The sequence below is a fragment of the Belliella marina genome, assembly GCF_042682445.1.
Classification (GTDB): domain Bacteria; phylum Bacteroidota; class Bacteroidia; order Cytophagales; family Cyclobacteriaceae; genus Belliella; species Belliella marina.
Window position 1 is genome coordinate 326,628 of record NZ_JBHUHR010000038.1, and the last position, 20,573, is coordinate 347,200.

At 40.3% G+C, this 20,573-nt stretch carries 18 protein-coding genes and 1 tRNA gene; 10 read left to right on the plus strand and 9 right to left on the minus strand.

Annotation, left to right across the window (positions count from 1 at the left end; translation table 11 throughout):
* Window positions 1–149: 149 nt before the first annotated feature.
* The 4 genes from ACFSKL_RS13425 to ACFSKL_RS13440 all read left to right on the plus strand — a co-directional run bounded on the left by ACFSKL_RS13425 (window position 150) and on the right by ACFSKL_RS13440 (window position 5,364).
* Window positions 150–1,463: a glycoside hydrolase family 2 TIM barrel-domain containing protein gene (locus ACFSKL_RS13425; protein ID WP_376886738.1), complete on the plus strand. Its 1,314-nt coding sequence runs from the start codon at window positions 150–152 to the stop codon at window positions 1,461–1,463.
* 120 nt (window positions 1,464–1,583) lie between these two features.
* Complete coding sequence (locus ACFSKL_RS13430; RefSeq protein WP_376886739.1) at window positions 1,584–2,693, plus strand: hypothetical protein; 1,110 nt, start codon at window positions 1,584–1,586, stop codon at window positions 2,691–2,693.
* A gap of 119 nt (window positions 2,694–2,812) precedes the next feature.
* Entirely contained in the window at window positions 2,813–4,237 is a 1,425-nt protein-coding gene (locus ACFSKL_RS13435; RefSeq protein WP_376886740.1) for an aldehyde dehydrogenase family protein, read from the plus strand.
* A gap of 8 nt (window positions 4,238–4,245) precedes the next feature.
* Window positions 4,246–5,364 carry a P1 family peptidase gene (locus ACFSKL_RS13440; RefSeq protein ID WP_376886742.1) on the plus strand — a complete coding sequence of 373 codons (1,119 nt, stop codon included), beginning with the start codon at window positions 4,246–4,248 and terminating at the stop codon, window positions 5,362–5,364.
* A gap of 266 nt (window positions 5,365–5,630) precedes the next feature.
* On the opposite strand, the gene ACFSKL_RS13445 is transcribed toward ACFSKL_RS13440, so the two are convergent.
* The 3 genes from ACFSKL_RS13445 to lysA form a co-directional block, all read right to left on the minus strand.
* Window positions 5,631–6,656, minus strand: a complete 1,026-nt coding sequence (locus tag ACFSKL_RS13445; RefSeq protein ID WP_376886743.1) for a PorP/SprF family type IX secretion system membrane protein — start codon at window positions 6,654–6,656, stop codon at window positions 5,631–5,633.
* 4 nt (window positions 6,657–6,660) lie between these two features.
* Complete coding sequence (locus ACFSKL_RS13450; RefSeq protein WP_376886744.1) at window positions 6,661–8,085, minus strand: T9SS type B sorting domain-containing protein; 1,425 nt, start codon at window positions 8,083–8,085, stop codon at window positions 6,661–6,663.
* A 525-nt stretch (window positions 8,086–8,610) separates the two neighbouring features.
* Window positions 8,611–9,843 carry a diaminopimelate decarboxylase gene (lysA, locus tag ACFSKL_RS13455; protein ID WP_376886746.1) on the minus strand — a complete coding sequence of 411 codons (1,233 nt, stop codon included), beginning with the start codon at window positions 9,841–9,843 and terminating at the stop codon, window positions 8,611–8,613.
* Between the two features lie 225 nt (window positions 9,844–10,068).
* On the opposite strand from lysA, the gene ACFSKL_RS13460 reads away from it, so the two are divergent.
* Both ACFSKL_RS13460 and ACFSKL_RS13465 read left to right on the plus strand, forming a co-directional pair.
* Entirely contained in the window at window positions 10,069–11,775 is a 1,707-nt protein-coding gene (locus ACFSKL_RS13460) for a sensor histidine kinase (protein ID WP_376886748.1), read from the plus strand.
* Complete coding sequence (locus ACFSKL_RS13465; protein WP_376886749.1) at window positions 11,772–12,464, plus strand: response regulator transcription factor; 693 nt, start codon at window positions 11,772–11,774, stop codon at window positions 12,462–12,464. Before ACFSKL_RS13460 ends, ACFSKL_RS13465 begins: the two co-directional genes overlap by 4 nt.
* Window positions 12,465–12,604: 140 nt before the next feature.
* On the opposite strand, the gene ACFSKL_RS13470 is transcribed toward ACFSKL_RS13465, so the two are convergent.
* Window positions 12,605–13,153 carry a hypothetical protein gene (locus ACFSKL_RS13470; protein ID WP_376886752.1) on the minus strand — a complete coding sequence of 183 codons (549 nt, stop codon included), beginning with the start codon at window positions 13,151–13,153 and terminating at the stop codon, window positions 12,605–12,607.
* Between the two features lie 275 nt (window positions 13,154–13,428).
* Here ACFSKL_RS13470 and argB point away from each other — a divergent pair, with 275 nt between their 5' ends.
* From argB to argJ, 4 genes are read left to right on the plus strand one after another with little or no spacing between them, the layout of a single operon-like run.
* Window positions 13,429–14,253: an acetylglutamate kinase gene (gene argB / locus ACFSKL_RS13475; protein ID WP_376886753.1), complete on the plus strand. Its 825-nt coding sequence runs from the start codon at window positions 13,429–13,431 to the stop codon at window positions 14,251–14,253.
* 3 nt (window positions 14,254–14,256) lie between these two features.
* Window positions 14,257–15,459, plus strand: coding sequence for an aspartate aminotransferase family protein (locus tag ACFSKL_RS13480; protein WP_376886755.1), 1,203 nt, complete (start codon window positions 14,257–14,259; stop codon window positions 15,457–15,459).
* Window positions 15,449–16,492: an N-acetyl-gamma-glutamyl-phosphate reductase gene (gene argC / locus ACFSKL_RS13485; RefSeq protein ID WP_376886756.1), complete on the plus strand. Its 1,044-nt coding sequence runs from the start codon at window positions 15,449–15,451 to the stop codon at window positions 16,490–16,492. Before ACFSKL_RS13480 ends, argC begins: the two co-directional genes overlap by 11 nt.
* Before the next feature lie 11 nt (window positions 16,493–16,503).
* Window positions 16,504–17,715: a bifunctional glutamate N-acetyltransferase/amino-acid acetyltransferase ArgJ gene (gene argJ, locus ACFSKL_RS13490; protein WP_376886758.1), complete on the plus strand. Its 1,212-nt coding sequence runs from the start codon at window positions 16,504–16,506 to the stop codon at window positions 17,713–17,715.
* A gap of 36 nt (window positions 17,716–17,751) precedes the next feature.
* On the opposite strand, the gene ACFSKL_RS13495 is transcribed toward argJ, so the two are convergent.
* The 5 genes from ACFSKL_RS13495 to ACFSKL_RS13515 all read right to left on the minus strand — a co-directional run bounded on the left by ACFSKL_RS13495 (window position 17,752) and on the right by ACFSKL_RS13515 (window position 20,540).
* Window positions 17,752–18,888, minus strand: a complete 1,137-nt coding sequence (locus tag ACFSKL_RS13495) for an ATP-binding protein (protein ID WP_376886761.1) — start codon at window positions 18,886–18,888, stop codon at window positions 17,752–17,754.
* A 219-nt stretch (window positions 18,889–19,107) separates the two neighbouring features.
* Window positions 19,108–19,434 carry a GIY-YIG nuclease family protein gene (locus ACFSKL_RS13500; protein WP_376886762.1) on the minus strand — a complete coding sequence of 109 codons (327 nt, stop codon included), beginning with the start codon at window positions 19,432–19,434 and terminating at the stop codon, window positions 19,108–19,110.
* Window positions 19,435–19,476: 42 nt separating this feature from the next.
* Window positions 19,477–19,550 (minus strand) — tRNA-Ala (locus ACFSKL_RS13505).
* A gap of 64 nt (window positions 19,551–19,614) precedes the next feature.
* Window positions 19,615–20,235 (minus strand): recombination mediator RecR, encoded by a 621-nt coding sequence (gene recR / locus ACFSKL_RS13510; protein WP_376886765.1) that lies wholly within the window; start codon window positions 20,233–20,235, stop codon window positions 19,615–19,617.
* 11 nt (window positions 20,236–20,246) lie between these two features.
* Entirely contained in the window at window positions 20,247–20,540 is a 294-nt protein-coding gene (locus tag ACFSKL_RS13515) for an ATP-dependent Clp protease adaptor ClpS (RefSeq protein ID WP_376886767.1), read from the minus strand.
* Between the last annotated feature and the right edge of the window lie 33 nt (window positions 20,541–20,573).

A 20,573-nucleotide genomic window follows, 5' to 3' on the forward strand; every position in this document is an offset into this window, starting at 1 on the left:
TATTCTTTTTAAAGACCTTCATTTTTTGGCTCGATTGGAAGAGTTTTTTTAAACAAAAAACATTTTTATATATTCTAAATACATTTTTATGCAATTATAAAATAATTTTGCTAATTTTAAAAACTTATTTCAATTAGAATTGAATATTAATGAAAACAAAATTCAAACTTATAAACACAGTTGTCATTGCAACGATTGTTTCTATAGGGTTACTTTCTTGCAAAAAAGGAGGAACTGATGAGCCAAAGGTTGTTGAAATCAAAAATATTGATGGAAGCTATCGGTTATTTCGCCATGGGGAACCATATTATATAGTTGGAGGTGGGGGGATTTCACATTTTGAGGAATTGAAAGACATTGGAGGCAACTCCATCAGAACTTGGAGCTTGCACAATGCTGAGGAGATTCTGGATAAAGCCGAAGAAAATGGACTTACCGTAACATTGGGCATCGAGATTGGAAAGCAACATTGGGGAAACGATTTTAATTATTGGAATCCAAAAGCAGTAAATGAGAAAGTAGAAGAAATTCGAGAAGTCATCATAAAATACAAGGACCATCCTGCATTGCTTATGTGGGGAGTAGGCAATGAAGTGCATTTTTTTGGAGGAAATAGATTAATGATCTGCCTTTTTATCAACAAAGTCGCTAAAATGATCCATGAAGTAGATCCCAACCATCCTGTTATGACCACAACAACGGTTAGTCCCAACTTAAAATATTATGGACTAATAAGGATTCTATGCCCACATCTTGACTTAATCGGTATCAATGCATTTGAAAAATTACCTAAACTACATAAAGACATCAAGCATCCTTTGGGTTGGAATAAACCTTATGTGATCTCTGAATTTGGAACCCAAGGTCCATGGGAAACCATAGACACTGAGTGGGGTGCCCCCATTGAAAGAAGCAGTACTGAAAACGCAGAGTATATTAAAGATTATTGGAAAATTGTATCTATGGATAAAAAATACAGTCTAGGTGGGTACGCATTCTACTGGGGATATAAGTATGAGGTCACAAATACTTGGTTCAGCCTTTTTTCCAAAGAAGGATATAAATCTGAAATCGTCAATAGGCTACAAGAGTCATGGACTGGAAAGAAACCCAAAAATGAAGCCCCATTGATAAACATGATCAATATCATTGATATTCCAAGAGAGAAAAACATATACCTAGGAGCAGATAATATTTACACAGCCAAAGTCAATGCCCAAGATCCTGAAAACGACAATATGAAATACTCATGGGAAATAAGGACTGAGGGGCCAAGCTACCATTCAGTAGGCAGACATAATTACATCTATTCCCACCTGATAACTGACCCTAGCAAAAACACCGTGCAATTCACTACTCCAAAGGAGGAAGGGGCTTATAGACTGTTCATATTCGTATATGATGATGCTGGTAATTTTGCCACTGCAAACATCCCATTTTATGTAATCCACAATAAGATTTAAAGATTTACCTTCTTCAAGTAAAATCAGCTAGGCATCTTCAGAGCATTTAAAAAAAAATAATTTCAAATACTTTTTTTTACGTTTAATAGTTATAAATTTGTATTTCAAAACAACAACGCCATGAAAAATACCCTGCTCTCGAAATTGATTTTCTTTTTCTCTATAGTATCGTTGACAATCAGTTGTGTCGAAAAATTTGACGATGACGCAACTAATCCTGTAAATGGTATAGATTGGGTCAATATTGCCGACATTGGAACAAGTGTCTACAACCACAGTTACGTGGACAATAATTTGAATTTAATCTCAGGGGACAAGCTATTTTATCATTTTGAAATAAAAGGGCAAAACAATAACAGCTTTAATTTTGAAGAATATCAGACAAGGCCTGGATGGTTCAAATTACCTATTACCAAAGATTTTCTTGTCACTAGAACAGAGCTCGACGTCAATGTATTTGCCATTAACACTAATGCCATATCTGCACCTATTAGCATTAAGCCAATAGACTTAGACCCTACTTTTGTCAGATTCGAAGACATGCCATTTTGGTCAGGCTTTGATGCATTTGGTTTGACGGAGAATGGGCATGTATTGATTCCCTACAGAACATCTATCAATGGCTTGGCAGAAAACAATCCAAGTTTTCTTTTAATTTCTTTAAAAAAGGAAAGTACCAATATTATAGTCAGTGAAATAAAAGTTGTTAAACCTAGCGTGATAAACTATTACGATTCTGTTTCGATAGTTTTTGCAAATGGAAATTTCTTCTATGTCAAAGTTGGGAACAACCTTTTGAAAATTGATCATCAAGGGAATGTAAAAGTTGAAACTAAAATAGACGGAATTAAATTTTCAAAACTTGACAACAAAATCATTGGGATTGGCTATGCAAATTCAACTAAGGAAACTACCATTTTTGAAGCTAGTCTAAATGGCTCGAACTTTAAGGCAATAAGCAAAAGTTCATCAAATGATAATCCTACCCTATTCAATTATACAGGAATAAACAACAGGGTAGTAGGCTTTCTTGATGATAAAATCTATGAACTTGTTGACCTAGCCTCAAACCCAAAACTAAGGGAATTAAACAACTCCAAGCTTGAAAGCACATTGATTAGCTCCATATTTTTATCAAATAATGGGGAAGTAACAGTTACTACACAATGCAGAACACTTTGTGGTGGTATTTACTCAAAGCCATTAGACAAATTATTTGATTACAAATAATTTTAAAACTGAGCGAAAATGATATGTTTGTCTAAAGGTATCATTTTCACTCAGTCTAACCTTACCGCTTCCAGATTTTTTTGAGTAAATTAAGCTCGCTAAAATCTACTTGGAAAACTATGGAAGACGTATCATTTGAATCAGAAATATCAAAAACCTTCTCCGCCCAAAAATCAAACGCCATTCTTCTTAGGGAGAGTACGTCTTCCCAAAGAATCCAGCAACTTGAAAAACTAGGCGATTGGATAAAAAGCCACCAAGAGGATATCAGGAAAGCTATTCATGCTGATTTCAAAAAACCTTATGCTGAAATTGACATTTCTGAAATTTTTACCGTCACCTCAGAAATCAAGTATGCCATCAAGAACTTGAAGGACTGGATGAAACCTAAAAAGGTTTCCGCCCCAATCCCCCTGCTTGGTACAAGTTCGTATGTACAGTTTGAGCCAAAGGGCAATGCTTTGATTATAGCCCCTTGGAATTACCCCTTTAACTTGGCAATTGGACCATTGGTCTCTGCTTTGGCAGCCGGATGTACTGCAATCATCAAACCCTCGGAAATGACTCCCCATGCTTCCGCTTTGATCCGTAGAATGGTTGGGGAAATTTTTGAGCCTGAACTTGTAGCTGTTTTTGAAGGAGATGTAGAAGTCTCCCAATACCTCCTAACCAAACCTTTTGATCATATATTCTTCACTGGTAGTCCGGCTGTAGGAAAAATCATCATGAAAGCTGCTGCCGAAAACCTCTCTTCAGTCACTTTAGAACTTGGGGGTAAATCTCCCGCCATCATTGACAGGGATATCGATTTGCAAGATGCCACTTCCAAAATCATCTGGGGGAAATTTGTCAATTGTGGACAAACCTGCATTGCCCCCGATTACCTACTTGTGCATGAAGATATCATAGAAGCATTTGTCGAAGCGCTCAAAGCCGAGCTCCACAAAATGTACGACCCCAAAAACAAAGGCATAGAAAACTCAAAAGATTATGCTAGGATAGTAAACGAAAAGCACTTGAACAGAATAAACTTCCTGCTTGCCGATGCATTGACAAATGGTGCGCACATAGCATTTGGAGGAAGGATGATCGCCTCTGGCAATTTTTTCGAACCCACTATTATAACAGGGGTTACTGACAGTATGGAAGTAATGCAAGAAGAGATTTTTGGACCGATTTTACCCATAGTCAGCTACTCTGATCTAGATAGTGCCATCAAGTACGTGAACAGTAAACCAAAACCTTTGGCCTTATATGCTTTTTCCAACAATCAAGAAGCGCTAGATAGGGTATTTAGCAAAACCTCTTCAGGAGGAGCTGTTGCCAATGATTGTGTGCTTCACTTCCTTCACCATGAACTCCCGTTTGGTGGCATCAACAATTCGGGAATAGGCAAGGCACATGGACATCATGGTTTCTTGGCGTTTAGCAATGAAAAAGCAGTCCTCAAACAAAGAACAGGAATCACCTCTTCCAAATCCCTATTTCCTCCTTACGGTTTTGCAGCAAAGAAAATCATCCAAGTAATGTTAAAATGGTTTTAAAAAGCAAAATGAAAAAATCAATCAGCCTGATCCTCCCATTCTTTCTCATTGTAATACAATGCAGCTTTTCCCAAAGCAGATTGAGGGATTATGATATTCAGGTAGGAGTGTTGGAACCAGGCATCAAAAACTCGATACTTGATGTTCCCCGGGTCAGTGTAGGTCAAGTCACAAAGATCGAAGGTGAGACTGTTCGCACTGGGGTCACAGTGATTTTGCCACATCAGGGAAATATATTCCAACAGAAAACCCCAGCGGCAGTTTTCATAGGAAATGGATTCGGGAAACTTGCTGGGACTACACAGATTGATGAATTGGGAAATATAGAATCACCAATCGTTCTGACAAATACGCTTAGTGTAGCTGCAGGGATCGAGGGAGTCATCACCTATACACTTGCGCAAGAAGGAAATGGGGAAGTCCAATCTGTCAATGCCATAGTGGGAGAAACGAATGATGGCTTTCTAAACGATATCAGGGGAATGCATGTCAGCAAAAATGATGTACTTCAGGCAATTGAAAATTCGAGCGAAGAACTTCTTGAGGAGGGAAATGTTGGCGCCGGGACAGGCACTGTATGTTTTGGGTTCAAGGGCGGAATCGGAAGTGCTTCAAGGAAACTCCCTACTTCTTTGGGATCGTATACTGTCGGAGTGCTTGTCCAATCAAACTTTGGTGGTGTGCTTCAGATAAATGGGGCAGAAGTCGGCAAAGAATTGGGGCAATATGCTTTTAAAAACCAGCTTGAATCGGCTGATGGATCCTGCATGATAATCGTAGCTACTGATGCGCCGGTAGGCGAAAGAAACCTCAAAAGAATGGCCCAAAGAGCCATGATGGGATTGGCAAAGACTGGCGGGATCGCATCCAATGGCTCTGGAGATTATGTGATTGCATTTTCAAACTATGAAGAAAACCTAATCCCACACCAACAAGAACCTTTGATGCTGTTGGAGAAAAAAGAGCTTCGCAATGATGACATGACAGCCTTGTTTTTGGCAACCATTGAGGCTACCGAAGAAGCTATCTTGAATTCCCTGTTTGCAGCTCAGGATATGCAAGGTAAAGATGGCCGAACAGTCAAGGCTCTACCGATTACCGAAGTAATGAAAATTTTAAACAAATAGATGCTTTTAGGAACTTTGAAATATACCGGGGACAATTTGTTTTCGAAAATAGAATTCACCTTGGGCTAGAAGAGAACTTATAGAATGTGGATACTCGCCCACAGCTTGTCATTGGAGTAGACAACAGTCTACAAAACCTCACTTTCTTCTTCCAACAATTAATTGTTTGGTTATATGAAAGAAAGCGGAAAATCATCAAAAAAATGCCCCTGACAAATCATCAGGGGCATAATACATACTGATAAATCAAAAAAACCTAACCTATATTAATATTTGAAACAAGGCATGCTAGTCACCTTTCTCCCTTTTTGTCCCGAATCACCAGCCAAAAAGGAGAATCTCATAGATATTTCGTGTGCACCACCTGTATTTGCCTGCCCCAACTTGGAAAGTGTATAATCATAACTATATCCAATATCCAATCCGGAACTTAGAGAAACACCAAGCAATCCGATCAATGACTCATTGTTTGGCAAAGCTCCATTGCCTGTAGGCAAGCCCCTATACCAAAGTCCAAAAACCAATGGCTGCAAATGCAACTGCGCCCCCAAATCCAATTGATTGAATGGGTCTTGTCTTTTGTAATTGAAGGCCAGAACCAATTCCCTAGCCCCTTGGCTGTTGTTATAAAAATTCTGGGCAAGTCCATTTGCAAGGTCGAATTTCAAACCGCCGTGGGCAGAAAGTTTCATGGGCAGCTTGCTATACTCACCTTCAATAAATGTAACATTAGGCTGTGTCACATGATGTGCGGAGATTCCCAACCAAATATTTTTATTGTTGTACAAAACCCCAAAATTGTAATCCAAAAACCGATGCTTCGCATCCGCACCTAAATTCTCACCACTAAAATCCCCAATGTTTCCATTTGGATCAATTTGGCTACCGAAAACCAGGTTGTCAAAATTCGCATCCCGAGACACAAAGCTTGCCTGCCCACCAAACCTCAAAAAACTGTCGAACCCCAACTGCAACCTATATGAATACGCCAACCCAAAGTCCATTGTACTTAGATTGGCCATAGATTCCTGGGTTCCATTGACTATCAACCCAATTCCGCTGTTGAGATTAAAAATATAATGGTCTACATATGCGGAATAGGAATTCAAAGTCTGTCCCAATCCCGGCCATTGGTTTCTATAGTTTACTCCTATTCTTGTCATCTCAGAAGCCCCAGCAAATGCCGGGTTGAGATAAATAGGCGCTGCATAGAATTGGGAATACTGCATATCTTGAGCATTCACGGAATGAAGCATAAAAAACAGGGAGACAATGATCCAGATACTTTTCATAAGATTACCTGATTAAGGTGACACCACCTGTTTTGTTGACTAACTTACCATCAGGACTCGTATAGGTTATTTTATAGACATAGTTACCTTGTGGCAATAAATTTCCTCTATAAAAACCATCCCAACCTTGGATCTCCAGGCCTGCTTCTGCATAAATATGCTCTCCCCACTGGTTGAAAATATTCATTTCAAAATTGCTGACACCTTTCATGACAGGTAGAAACCTATCGTTTAACCCATCCCCATTCGGAGTAAAAGCATTCGGAATGACCACTACCTCCCCATTTGATTGCACCTGAACCCTATTGGTTTCTTCAGATGCACATCCAAAAATATCGAAGGCTGTCAACTTTACCTCAAACTGCCCCGCCTGCCTGAAAACATGGACAGGATCCTTCTCCCCACTGTTCCCACCATCACCAAAATCCCATTCCCAACTGATGAATTCATCAGCGATATAGCTCTCAAATTGGATGGGGTCATTGGCATAAACATTCGAGCCTGTATTGATTTCCAATTTTCTGTAATTGAAATCCAGTCGTGCATTTGCCACAAAATCTGGGAAAGTCACTTTCACTTCTTCAGCCACCATGCATCCATTGGCATCTGTAACTTCTACCGAGACTTCAGTACTTTTGAAAAAATTGATCTCATTACCTTCTTCCCCATTATTCCATTTGAATTTGTATGGCGGATTGCCTCCCGATACACGCACCCAAGCGACTCCCTTTTTTTCCCCGTTGGCACAATCGACATCCAGTGTATTCTCAATTGCAGCCTGTAATGTCCCCGGCATGTTGCCAATCGAAAAAGAAATGCTTGTGCTACAATTAAACGAATCATAAACCGTAACGGTGTAGTCTCCTGCCGGAAGATTTTCAGCTTCCATTCTATTCAGCAGACCATGACTCCATTCCACCCTATAAGGCTCACCTCGACCTACTTTGACATTGATTTTTGCCGAACCGGATTTGCTGTTGGCACAAGCAGCATGTGTAATTTCTTCCATTTCCACTATCAATGGAAATGGGGGCTGAACCACTATCCTTTCCCTGTGCTCTGTACCCCTGCTGTCTTTGATAAACACGGTATAGGTACCGGAATAAAGGTCATATCTATTTTGGGTAGTGTCATTGTTGTTCCATCGGAATGAATAAGGCTCTACACCACCCTGGACATCCAGAACAATATGCCCCCTTTCATCATGGTTGCAAAGAGCCAACTTTCCAGAAACATGTACTTCAATTTTTCCAACCGAAAAATTCTGTCCTAATTCTGAATGATTTTGTTTTCCCGGTTTAGGATCAATTTTTTCGATTTCCTGGGAAAAAACATTGGCAAAAAAGAAAGAATGGAATAGCAGTGACAAGACCCATACCCTGGTCTCCATCAACATAATTTTTCCATATGTACCTTTAAATTTCCCCATAGAAACCCAATTCCTCTTCTCTTTTTTATTTTAAATTCCAAGTAAAAATTTTGTGCTTTAAACACATTTTTTTGCCACTCAGTATTTAAAATAATATTTTATGCTTTTTGAATTTACCAAAATGATATTCTATTTAAATGATCATTTTACTTAATGAAGAGAATATTTACCTTATTTCCAAAATTTCAACCCAAACAATTCAATAAGTTAGGGACTAAAAAAAATGCAATTTTTCTCATATAAATACCATATTCAAAAAAAAGGTGAAGAGTTGCTTTTTGATATGTTCGAAATCACGGAGTACAGAAAAAAAATTGTGAAAAAATAAATTAGGCAAACAGCAGTATCAGCCAATAAAGCATAAAAAAACCCGATAAAACTATCGGGTCTTTATAAAGTAATTACTACTACTAGGGATTATAAATTTAGGATATTCACCCCACACAAAGGTACGTATTTTACTATTTTGTTCAAAAGATATAGCTTAATTTAATCCAACATCCTATTGATGTCTAAACACTTATATCAAATCCCAATATCAATTTGGTGCTTGAGTATATCTTCGAAAGTTTCCCTCTCCCTAATCAAATGATCTTTCCCCGCCAAAACCAACACTTCAGAAGGCCTCAATCTTGAATTATAATTGGATGCCATGCTAAATCCATAAGCACCTGCATTCCTGATTGCCAATATATCCCCTTCTTGTATGTCGTTCATTTTTCGGTCTGCAGCGATGGTATCTGTCTCACAGATATAACCAACGACACTGTATATATGTTGCTCTCCGGTTGGCTTTGAGACATTGACCACTCCATGGTATGCGTCATACATCATTGGCCTGATCAGGTGGTTTAATCCGGTATCCACCCCCACAAATGTAGAAGCAGGGGTTGATTTTATAACATTCGCCCTAGCCAAAAGATAACCGCTCTCACTGACGATAAATTTGCCTGGCTCAAACCAGATTTCCAACTCACGGCCATATTCCTTACAAAACTGTTTGAAAGCCGCAGAAACCTTACTCCCAACATCCATGATGTCAGTGGAGATATCCCCTTCTTTATAGGCCACTTTGAACCCTCCACCAAAATCCAAAAACCTCAAATCCTTGAATTCCCTGGCAGCATCAAAAAGGATTTCTGCACCTTTCAAGAAAACCTCAGCCTCCAAAATATCCGAACCGGTATGCACATGTAGCCCTGCTACATTGAGGTCAAAATTCTCCACAACCTTCAAAATGTTCTTTAATTGAAGGATAGAGATCCCAAACTTGCTGTCAATATGCCCTACGGAGATCTTGGCATTACCTCCTGCCATGATGTGCGGATTCAACCTGACACAGATAGGCACGCTATTCCCATAGGTTTTCCCAAAATGCTCCAACATCGGGATGTTGTCGATATTGATCATCACCCCCAAAGCCACAGCCTCCTGAATCTCATCAAACGAAACACAGTTGGGTGTATACATGATTTCACCCGGAGCAAAACCCGCATGAAGCCCTAGCATCACTTCCTCAATGGAAACTGCATCTATTCCAGTCCCCGCCTTCTTCAAAAGTTTCAATATATTGATGTTCGAAAGCGCTTTTGTAGCATATTTGATCTTTAAGTTTACACTTGAAAAAGCATCTTGCAAAAGCTTTACCTGGCTCAAAATCTTATCACCATCGTATACATAGAGAGGTGTGCCGTATTTTTTCGCCAATTCGGTCATCGCTTGACCCTGGATCTGATAGGTTTGGTTGACTAATTCCATGAGATTTATTTAAGCAGCAAAGATAAGAATTGATACACAATAAAAAAGGAAGGCCATAGCCTTCCTTTTTCGGTATTATATAAGCTTTCGCTTTATTTAAGAAACAATTAAACAACGATCAAAAATAGTAAAGGTTTTTCTCAATTAAGCTTTTTTGACAAATAAAGCGCTGTTAAAAGATGTTAAGCTTCTCAAGGTCTTCATTATAACCTTTAAATTTGCGCTATGTCTAGGTCTAAAATGAAGTTGATCATTATACTCATGTCACTCGCAAGCTTTGGCTTGATCGGGTTTCAGTTTTATTGGGTCAGCAATGCACTAAGGATCAATGAGGAAAGATTTGAACAAAACATCTACCAATCCCTCAATGCCACCATTGAACAAATAGACAAAGGTGAAACAAGCGACATTTTTCTAAGACACCTAGCCAAAGACACACTACTTCAGCAATCGCTTTTTGAAAAAATCGATCCGATAGAAATCCAAGTCCTTCAAAAACCCATCACCAGAAGAAGGCCTTCCCTGGCAGATTCTGTTATGCAGCAACCCATTCCCCAATTCAGCCAAAGATTCAAAAGAATCATTGAGGCCACTGGGTTTAGCATTGAGTTGTTGGCTGATCTGGATAATTTCTTGAACAACCTCACCCCGGAAACCGCATCTATGATCTTGACTCCTGATGAAATGCAGGTACTCCTACAAGAACGTGAGAGGCAATATGCATATTTGAATCAAGTAGAAATCACTTACCGGGGTCGAAAGCCGGCCAGAATAGAAATAGAGAGGGAATATGAGATCCCCAAAGATTTTTTTGAGAAAATAAGGAGGACAAACGAGAAAATTGAAGCAACCAATAGGGTGATGGAAGAGTTGCTGGAAGGCCAGAAAGACGTATTCAGCAGAATGGACACAAGCCAAGTAAGAAAATTCCTTACAGCAATCCTGAATGAAAGGGGTATAAACCAAACATTTGACTTGGCAGTCAGAAACGACCAAGGCGTAGTAGTCCCCATTACCCCTATCACCGATATTTTCAAATTGATCAAGGAAGGACAGCAAGCCAGGCTTTTTCCAAGTGATATTATAGGCAAGGAAAACTACCTTTTGATCCATTTTCCCAACAAAAGACTATTCGTGCTCCAGCAAATTTGGCTGCCTGTCTTGAGTTCCTTGCTGTTCATTGGGATCATTATATTCTGCTTCATATATGCCATCAGGGTCATCATCAAACAAAAAAACCTGTCTGAAATCAAAAATGATTTTATCAATAACATGACGCATGAGTTCAAAACGCCCATTGCGACCGTCAGTCTGGCCATAGAAGCCCTTCAAGACCCAGAGCTTGCCAACAAAGACACATTCAGAAATCGCTATCTGAGTATCATCAAAGATGAAAACAAGCGCTTGGGGACGCAGGTAGAAAAAGTCCTTCAATCAGCCACTTTGGACAAAAAAGACTTCAAACTCAAAATAGAACAAATCAATATCAGAGAGTTGCTTGAGTCAGTCAAAAAACAATTTGAACTTCAAATTGAAAATAAAGGGGGGGAAATCAAGTTGGTAAACAAGCTGAAGGATACCTATCTGGAAGGTGATTTTTTCCATATTTCCCATATGATCAACAACCTCCTGGACAATGCCAACAAGTACGCAAAAGAAAACCCCATCATCATTATCAAAACCTGGGACAAAGCAGATGAAGTCTACATCTCAATTGAAGACAATGGGATAGGAATGTCAAAAGATGCAGTAAAAAAAATATTCGATAAATTCTACAGAGTTCCCACAGGCAATCTGCATGACGTCAAAGGGTTTGGATTGGGGCTTTCGTATGTCAAAACCATGCTTGAAGCCCACCATGGAGAAATCCAAGTAAACAGCGAACCGGGAAAAGGAAGTATATTCACCTTAAAATTACCAAAGAAACAATGAGCAAGCCAAAACTTTTGATCGTAGAAGACGACCCAAACCTGGGTGATATCCTCAATGAGTATCTAACTATGAAAGGCTATGAGGCGACTCTATGCAGGGATGGGGACGAAGGATGGTCAAAATTCAAAAAAGACAAATACAATCTCTGTATCCTTGACATCATGATGCCTAAAAAAGACGGCTTTACCTTGGGCAAGGAAATCAAAAAAGTACAGGAAGACTTACCCATCATCTATCTCTCTGCCAAAAACCTCAAGGAAGATGTTATAGAGGGGCTAAAAATCGGCGCCGATGATTACATCACCAAGCCCTTTAGCATGGAGGAACTTTTGCTAAGGATATCCGCTATCCTCAAAAGAACACTGAAAAGCGAAGAAACCAGCAATTTGAAAACCCTGACATTTGGGGATTTCACACTCCACTATGACGAGCAACAAATAGAAAGCCCTTCAGGAAAACACAAGCTCACTTCCAAAGAAAATGAATTGATCAGATTGCTCGCTTCCGAAATGAACAAACTGGTAAACAGAAGCCACGCGCTCAAGCAAATATGGGGTGATGACAGCTATTTCAATGCGAGAAGTATGGATGTCTATTTGAGCAAAATCAGAAAAATATTAAAAGAAGATCCAAAAGTGCAGATTATCACCATTCATGGTGAAGGTTTCAAAATGGTCGTAACTGAATAGCGCTCACTTCAAATAGATATCAAAAGAAGAAACCCAATATATCTTTCTTGCTCTCAACATTTTCTTTGTATTGGGCAGCCCTTCAAGGGTTTTGAACCCTTGAAGGGCTTATTTCATCAACGTCAAAACAAAACTTTACACTAATCTTCTTTTGCTGCACCTTTGAAATAATCTTTTTTATCGGCAAAAAGAACGTTAAAAGTCGTCAAAGAACCATATGCCCTTGTGATATATTGCTGAAGATGAACCCTATCTTCATCGTCAAGTTTAGGATGGTTATTGATGTTTTGTTCCAAAACGCGAAGACGCTCTCTCACCATTACAATCTTGTGAAAAAAAGTTGAAATAGGAACTTCCTTACTACTCAATTCCTCATTAAATGGATTTAAAACCAAATTTCCCTTTATCCACTTTTGAGCCATTTCCAGTTTTGGAATGTCTTCTTTTGGCTGATTTCTTTTGACTACATTTTCCAAAGCTTTTTCAATATCCATGATAGAAATCGGCTGGTAATCTGCCTCTTTTTTCTCCACCAATTCAAAGCCTGTAAAATCCCGAGCAATCGTCTTCACCTCAGCTATGAAATTAAAATAAATTTTGTAAAAAGAAGCATCCGACTCTACCACTACACCTTTACCAAATTTCGGATGCCTTATCTGGCTTCCTATACCTAAATCCAATGTTGACATAATTTTTCAATACAAATAACCCCAATACTAATTTCTACTGCCAAATTAACAATCCTCTTTCTATAAACAATACAAACTATACTTATTCTAAGGCAATATTTAACCTATCCAAGGGATTTTGAATACATTGTTAATTTAGAATAGGATATCCACCCGATGGAATGATATTTGTTCACAAAGATGGAAATATGAATTAATCGGGTTTTATAAAATTAAATTTTGAAAAATCTAAAATCGATTAATCACCATCAATCTTTTCACCAAACCAAAAAAACATGCAGTCATCGAAGCTTCTCATCAAATATGGTGGGAATGCCATGGTCAATCAGGAACTCAAACAACAAATTGCTCAAGCACTCTTTCGCCTCAAACAAGCCGGACACCAGATTGTTCTCGTCCACGGAGGTGGTCCATTTATCAACAGAGCCCTGGAAAGGTCCCAGATAGTCTCCGAATTTATAGAAGGCCAGCGGCAAACCAGCCCGGAGGCTTTGGAAGAAATCCAAAAAACACTCATTGGAGAAGTCAATGCAGACTTAGTCCATCTATTTTCACAGAACCAACTTTCCGCTGTGGGCATTTCTGGCCTAGACAGCCAAATGGTACAAGTTGAAAAGAAACTCCTTTCCAAAATAGATGCAAACGGCATCCTTGATGAGATAGACCTGGGCCGTGTTGGGCAAGTCAAATCAATCAACACCTCCCTAATAGATACACTTTTAGAAAAAAACTTCACACCGATCATCGCCTGTATCGGTGGCGATGAAAATGGATTGGCTTACAATATCAATGCGGATGATTTTGCAGGAGAGATTGCAGCAGCATTGCAGGTAGATTATTACATCTCCCTGACAGATGTGGATGGCCTCTACGGAAATTATCCAGATCCAGCATCTTTGATCACAAGCCTATCAGTGGCAGACCTTCCAAAATATTATGGCTCAATCATCCAAGGCGGCATGATCCCAAAGATCCAATCATGCGAATCCGCATTGAAGAAAGGGGTGAAAAACGTCTTGATCATCAATGGAACAAAACCCAAAGAGCTACTCGGATTTTTCGAAAAAGGTTTAAAATCAGGAACAACTATTTCAAAATAACAAATGGAAAATATAGACTTACATCTTCTCGATAAAAAATATTACTTACCTACATTCAACCGTATCCCCATCACTTTTGTCAAAGGAAAGGGGAGTAAATTGTGGGACATCGAAAACAGGGAATACATCGATATGCTTGCAGGTATTGCCGTCACCAACGTGGGGCACTGCCACCCCAAAGTCGTCAAAGCAATCCAAGACCAAGCTGGCGAATTGATGCATATCAGCAACTTTTTTGTCAGCCCCATACAAGTGGCTCTATCGGAACTATTGGTCAAAATATCGAGTATGGATCGGGTATTCTTCACAAACAGTGGAGCGGAATCCGTAGAAGGAGCCATCAAAATCGCCCGAAGATATGCGCACAGCATCGGAAGGGGAGGAAAAATAATCTCCATGGAAAACTCCTTCCATGGAAGAACCCTTGCGACCATCGCTACCGGACAGCCAAAATACCAACAAGGCTTCGGCCCAATACCACATGGCTTTTCCCAAGTACCATTCAATGACCTTGAAGCGGTCAGGAACGTTATATCAGAAGAAGTCGCCGGGATTATTGTAGAACCAATCCAAGGTGAAGGTGGGATCAAGCTTGCAGACAAAGCTTACTTAGAAGGCTTGAGGCAAATTTGTGATGAGAATAATGTCGCCCTTATTTTTGATGAAATCCAATCGGGAATAGGTAGGACTGGCCATTGGTTTGCCAAAGACCATTATGGTGTTCAGCCGGACATCCTGACTTCTGCAAAAGGTCTGGGAGGGGGAATGCCCATTGGCGCATTGCTATGCAATGAGAAGATTGCAGGAGCGATCCAGTTTGGCGACCACGGGACTACTTTCGGAGGAAACCCACTTGCCGCATCCGCATCCATGGCTACCCTAAAAGTAATCGTAGAAGAAAACCTCACCAAGGAAGCAAAAGAAAAAGGAGAATGGCTGATGGAGAAACTCAACAGCCTTAAGGAAAAGTACAGCACTATCAAAGAAGTTAGGGGCATGGGTTTGATGATTGGAATAGAACTGAATGAACCAGCACTTCCATACATGCAGCAACTCCTCCAAGAAGGATTTGTGGCAAATGCAACAGCCGTCAATGTTTTGCGGTTAGTCCCAGCATTGAATATAAGCCGGGAAGAGTTAGAATCCTTTCTACTTGCTTTGGAAAAGGTATTCATCATGAAAAAAGAACTAACAAATGCACAATAATAAACCGAGTATTGGAATAATCGGAGCAACGGGATTTACCGGATCGGAATTAGCCCGCTTGCTTTGTCAACACCCTGAAATCACCATCAAACATATCACTTCTGAAACACACAAAGGGAAACTGTTTTCTGACCTACATCCCCAATTTATGGGAATACTGGACCAAGAGTTGGAAAGTGCAGATGTGATCGACCAGTCCGATGTCGACGTACTATTCTTGGCGCTCCCCCACGGGGTATCCATGGATTTCATAAAAAGATGGGAACATAAAAACTGTAAAATCATTGATCTGTCAGGAGATTTTAGGCTTTCTACTCCAGAGATTTACAAAACATGGTATCAAAAAGACCATATTTTCACAAAAGGATTTGAAAGTGCAGTTTATGGACAGCCTGAATTATTTGCAGACCAAATCAAAGGCAGCTCCCTAGTAGCCAATCCCGGGTGCTATCCGACAGCCTCAATTCTAAGCTTAGCCCCCTTGTTTGTAGGCGGCTTAATTGAGAAAGACACGGTAATCATAGATGCCAAATCAGGGTTGACAGGTGCAGGCGTGAAAGCAAGTGACACAACACATTTCTCCAATGTAAACGAAAATTTCAAAGCTTATGGACTTGGGGTACATAGACATACTGTAGAGATCGAAGAGCAGTTTTCAATCCTGGGCAAGCAAGAAATCCAAGTACAATTCACACCTCACCTCTTACCGGTGGATAGGGGGATTTTGGTCACAGCATATGCAAAAACGACCAAAAAACTCGATCAAGAAAGCCTGGGGAAAATCTATCATGATTTCTACGAAGGGAAACCTTTTGTCAGGTTACGTAAATCCGCGCCAGGCATCAAAGATGTCAGAGGAAGTCATTATTGCGATATTTATCCATTTTGGGATGAACGCACCAATAGGGTTATCGTTATCTCGGCTATTGACAACCTGCTCAAAGGTGCTGCAAGCCAAGCTGTACATAATATGAACCTCATGCTTGGGTATGAAGAAAAAACAGGTTTGGAACAAATACCACTTAGACCTTAATATAAAAAGATATGATTAAGAATATTACAAATGTAAAAGGCATCAAATGCTGGGGAGCGCACACAGGTGTGAAATCCATGCGACGGGATTTAGCCATTATTTATTCAGAAGTGCCTGCTGCAGCGGCAGCAGTATTTACCCAAAATAAAGTAAGGGCAGAGCCCGTAGAAATCAGCGAGAAAAATATCGCCAACAAGCAAGCACAGGTAATCGTCTGCAATGCCGGCAATGCAAACGCATGTACAGGAGAGCAAGGCCGCTTGGGTGCAGAAGCCATGATGAAAGTCACAGCCGAACTGCTGAATATTCCTGAAGACGATGTCATCATTGCCTCTACAGGCTTGATTGGGGAACCTTTCCCGACTGATGATGTAGTCGAAGGAATCAGAAACAACATCCACAAACTCAGTGATGATGCAAAAGCCGGCTCATTCGTAGCCAATGCGATTCTTACTACAGATACTTTTGCCAAAGAAGGTTTTGTAGAATTTGAGCACGATGGCAAAGAAATCAACATGGGCGGAGTGGCAAAAGGCTCCGGAATGATCCATCCCAATATGGCTACGATGCTGAATTTTATCGTCACGGATCTTAACATTGACAAAAACCTCCTTGACAAAGCATTGCGGTATTGTGTTGACAGGACCTTCAACATGATCACTGTGGACGGTGACACTTCCACCAACGACATGGTTGCCATCATGGCCAATGGCATGGCTGAAAACAAAATCATCGCAGAAGAGGAAGATCCAGGCTTTATACTTTTCAGGGAAAAATTGTTGGAACTGATGACGCATTTGGCAAAACTCATTGTATCTGATGGAGAAGGGGCTTCAAAATTCATAGAATACAAAGTCACCAAGGCAAGGACAGAAGAAACCGCAAGAAAACTAGTCCGGGCCATTTCAGATTCTACTTTGGTGAAAACAGCTATGTTTGGCAGAGACCCCAACTGGGGAAGAATCGTCGCTGCCTGTGGCAATGCCGGGATAAATTTCAATTACAAAAAGGTAAACTTATTTATCGGTGATTCGGAGCACCTGATCCAGGTATTGGAAAAAGGACAGCCACTCCCGATAGATAAAAACTACATCAAAAAACTTCTCCGGGAATCCCAAATAAGGATCCATCTGGAAGTAAACAACGGCAAGGAAGAAGGCATAGGATGGGGCTCTGACCTCACTACAGACTATGTACTCTTCAACTCTGTATATACCACTTGATCAATTGCAAAAGGCTCCCAATTTAGGAGCCTTTTGCTATACTATCCAATCCAGGTAATTATCCTGATGGATCACTTGGAAATCAGCATTTGGATAAGCCTTTACCCAAGCAGCCGGGGGCTTTATATTTTTGCCCAACTTGTATTTGAACTCAGCTCCCCGGAGCAAATCCCCCTCTTCTTCCACCCAATCCAATTCCTGTTGGTCATAAGTCCTCCAGAAGTAATTGTTGCAATTCAACTGATGATAACTTTGGTATTTGAGTCTTTCGGCAGCCAAATAGTTTTCCCACAATTCCCCTACATCCATCCTCATGTCCAGCCTATTGAAATTTTGTATGATGGCATTTCGGATGCCGTTGTCATAGAAGTACCAGCGGCTTCTTTTTGAAATCTCCTTGCGAAGATTCTTGCTGAATCCCCCCACTTTATAGACAACAAACACCTTTGACAAAAGATCCAGATAGCGCTCTACCGTATTCTTGGACATGCCCAATTGTCGACCAAGCTCATCCAATGACACTTCCTTGCCAATTTGAAAAGCTATCAGCTTCAACAACGAGAAGAGCTTGTCAGAATTCCTCAGACCATCATAGATCAGGATATCCTTGAGAAGGTAATCATTCATGACCTCATTGAGGTATGTTTCTTTGTCCTTCCAATCAGGATACTGTTCAAGCTCCGGATACCCTCCGAAAATCAGCCTTTCTTCTCTGTTAGCTACTGTAGAACGAAAATCTTCCAACTTCCCTATTTCCTTCTGGGCCAAAGGATACAGGTAAAGTGTACTTTTCCTGCCAACCAAAGGCTCTCCCACTTGATGGTAGAGATCAAAAGCAGAAGATCCGGAAGCTACCACTTTGATGCCGTCAATGGTGTCAACGATCAGCTTTAGAATCATCCCTATATCCGGTATATGTTGTGCTTCATCTATAATCAAGTATTCCTTCCCATCCAACAATCTCCTGTAATTCGGCACAGATCTTTCTTTCAACAAAGTCACATCCAAAACATCATCCCCATTCAGGACTAAGCATTTGTCTTTCGGTAAGTCTTCCAAAAAGTTTTTGATAAACACGGTCTTCCCCACCCTTCTTGGGCCGATCAGCAACACGACTTTATTGGGACGTAGCTTCTTTTGAAATAATGGCAATATCGCTCTTGGGTATTTCATCCAATACACTGTTTATCAACACAAAGTAAATCCAATTTTGGAAACTTAGCAAACTTATTGACTGAATTTACGTTAATTCAGTCAACTAACTGACTGAATTTACATTAATTCAGTCAACTGACTGACTGAATCTACATGAATTCAGTCAGTTTGATCCCGTAAGTTTAATTAGGACTACTGGCAAAGAACCACATATACGATCCTTATTAAATGAAAAATTTACTTATAAAAAAATAAGCAAGTTCGGTTTTTGAATTGTGGAGTCCCGAAAGCATCCGGGGCGATCTGGCCAACTGAGCCTTGGGACTCAATAAGCCACTCGATGTACTTTCTGCTTTTCTTTTTCTTGATTTCTCGCTCCCTTTTCAAAGCGGCCGTCCTGTCAGCCAAAACCTCATGCAACACCATAGCCCACTCGGGGAAACCCGCCTTCGTCGATGGCGTCAAACCTAAATTGTGGTGCCTCAGCCTACTTGAAAGATCATCTGTGGAACCTATATAGTATCGATCCGTCTTGGGGAAATATAAAATATATAAAAAATACATCTTTGCTCAAATAAAAAAAGCCTGCCGATAAGGCAGGCTTAGTGGAGAATACCGGATTCGAACCGGTGGCCTCTACACTGCCAGTGTAGCGCTCTAGCCAACTGAGCTAATCCCCCTTTTGTTTTTACTCCAATCGGAGTGCAAATATAGAAAGCCTTTTCTATTCACCAAAGGAAATGTTTATTCAGCTGAATAATTTACCCTGGTCAAGATACTTCTTCCCAAAGTCACTTCATCTGTATATTCCAATTCCCCTCCAACGGGAATGCCTCTGGCGATGGTACTTACTTTGACACCTTGCTCTTTGAGTTTCCGTGTGATATAGAAGGCAGTTGTGTCTCCCTCCATGGTAGCCGGAAGAGCCAATATCACTTCTTCTACTTTTTCACCATACTTTGGGTTTTCAATTCTCTTCAGTAGGGATTCGATCTTCAACTCATCAGGACCTATCCCTTGGATTGGCGAAATGACCCCGCCTAATACATGGTACAGCCCATTGTACTGGGAAGTATTTTCTATGGCCAGCACATCGGGAATCTCTTCCACCAAACAGATTACCTTTCGATCCCTCCTTTGGCTGGTACAGATACTGCATTCGGCCGCATCAGAGATGTTGTGGCATATCTCGCAATATTTGATCTCTGACCGCAACTTCAAAATGGAACTCGACAAGGATTCTGTCACTGATTCTTTTTGCTTTAGCAAATGCAAGGCTAGTCTCAATGCTGTTTTTTTCCCAATCCCGGGTAACCTGCTGATCTCATTGACAGCATCTTCTATTAATTTTGAGGGAAAATTCACTGATCTGGGATTTAAAGAATGGCTGCTTGGATACCTGCATCAAGAATGGCTTGGCACATAGGTTTTAATTTTTCCCTACTTCCTTTTTTGACAGCACATTTCCCTTTATAGTGGATGATCAATGTACATTGCTCCGCCTGCTCGGCAGTATGCTTACATACTTTTACCAATATCTTGGTTACATGCTCGAATGTATTGAAGTCATCATTGAAAACAACAAGGTCACTCTCCTCAATATCTATCAAATCCTCAAGTAGAATTTCGACCTCGTCTAACTCCGGATACGCGTGTGTTTGTTGATTCATTTTGCAAATTTAATTATTATAGACAATTTAGCA

What these genes read in the sequence shown, in the direction of transcription:
- ACFSKL_RS13425 (WP_376886738.1), top strand. Translation starts at nt 150, where the DNA reads ATGAAAACAAAATTCAAACTTATAAACACAGTTGTCATTGCAACGATT.
- ACFSKL_RS13430 (WP_376886739.1), top strand. Translation starts at nt 1,584, where the DNA reads ATGAAAAATACCCTGCTCTCGAAATTGATTTTCTTTTTCTCTATAGTA.
- ACFSKL_RS13435 (WP_376886740.1), top strand. Translation starts at nt 2,813, where the DNA reads ATGGAAGACGTATCATTTGAATCAGAAATATCAAAAACCTTCTCCGCC.
- ACFSKL_RS13440 (WP_376886742.1), top strand. Translation starts at nt 4,246, where the DNA reads ATGAAAAAATCAATCAGCCTGATCCTCCCATTCTTTCTCATTGTAATA.
- ACFSKL_RS13445 (WP_376886743.1), bottom strand. Translation starts at nt 6,656, where the DNA reads ATGAAAAGTATCTGGATCATTGTCTCCCTGTTTTTTATGCTTCATTCC.
- ACFSKL_RS13450 (WP_376886744.1), bottom strand. Translation starts at nt 8,085, where the DNA reads ATGGGGAAATTTAAAGGTACATATGGAAAAATTATGTTGATGGAGACC.
- lysA (WP_376886746.1), bottom strand. Translation starts at nt 9,843, where the DNA reads ATGGAATTAGTCAACCAAACCTATCAGATCCAGGGTCAAGCGATGACC.
- ACFSKL_RS13460 (WP_376886748.1), top strand. Translation starts at nt 10,069, where the DNA reads ATGTCTAGGTCTAAAATGAAGTTGATCATTATACTCATGTCACTCGCA.
- ACFSKL_RS13465 (WP_376886749.1), top strand. Translation starts at nt 11,772, where the DNA reads ATGAGCAAGCCAAAACTTTTGATCGTAGAAGACGACCCAAACCTGGGT.
- ACFSKL_RS13470 (WP_376886752.1), bottom strand. Translation starts at nt 13,153, where the DNA reads ATGTCAACATTGGATTTAGGTATAGGAAGCCAGATAAGGCATCCGAAA.
- argB (WP_376886753.1), top strand. Translation starts at nt 13,429, where the DNA reads ATGCAGTCATCGAAGCTTCTCATCAAATATGGTGGGAATGCCATGGTC.
- ACFSKL_RS13480 (WP_376886755.1), top strand. Translation starts at nt 14,257, where the DNA reads ATGGAAAATATAGACTTACATCTTCTCGATAAAAAATATTACTTACCT.
- argC (WP_376886756.1), top strand. Translation starts at nt 15,449, where the DNA reads ATGCACAATAATAAACCGAGTATTGGAATAATCGGAGCAACGGGATTT.
- argJ (WP_376886758.1), top strand. Translation starts at nt 16,504, where the DNA reads ATGATTAAGAATATTACAAATGTAAAAGGCATCAAATGCTGGGGAGCG.
- ACFSKL_RS13495 (WP_376886761.1), bottom strand. Translation starts at nt 18,888, where the DNA reads ATGAAATACCCAAGAGCGATATTGCCATTATTTCAAAAGAAGCTACGT.
- ACFSKL_RS13500 (WP_376886762.1), bottom strand. Translation starts at nt 19,434, where the DNA reads ATGTATTTTTTATATATTTTATATTTCCCCAAGACGGATCGATACTAT.
- ACFSKL_RS13515 (WP_376886767.1), bottom strand. Translation starts at nt 20,540, where the DNA reads ATGAATCAACAAACACACGCGTATCCGGAGTTAGACGAGGTCGAAATT.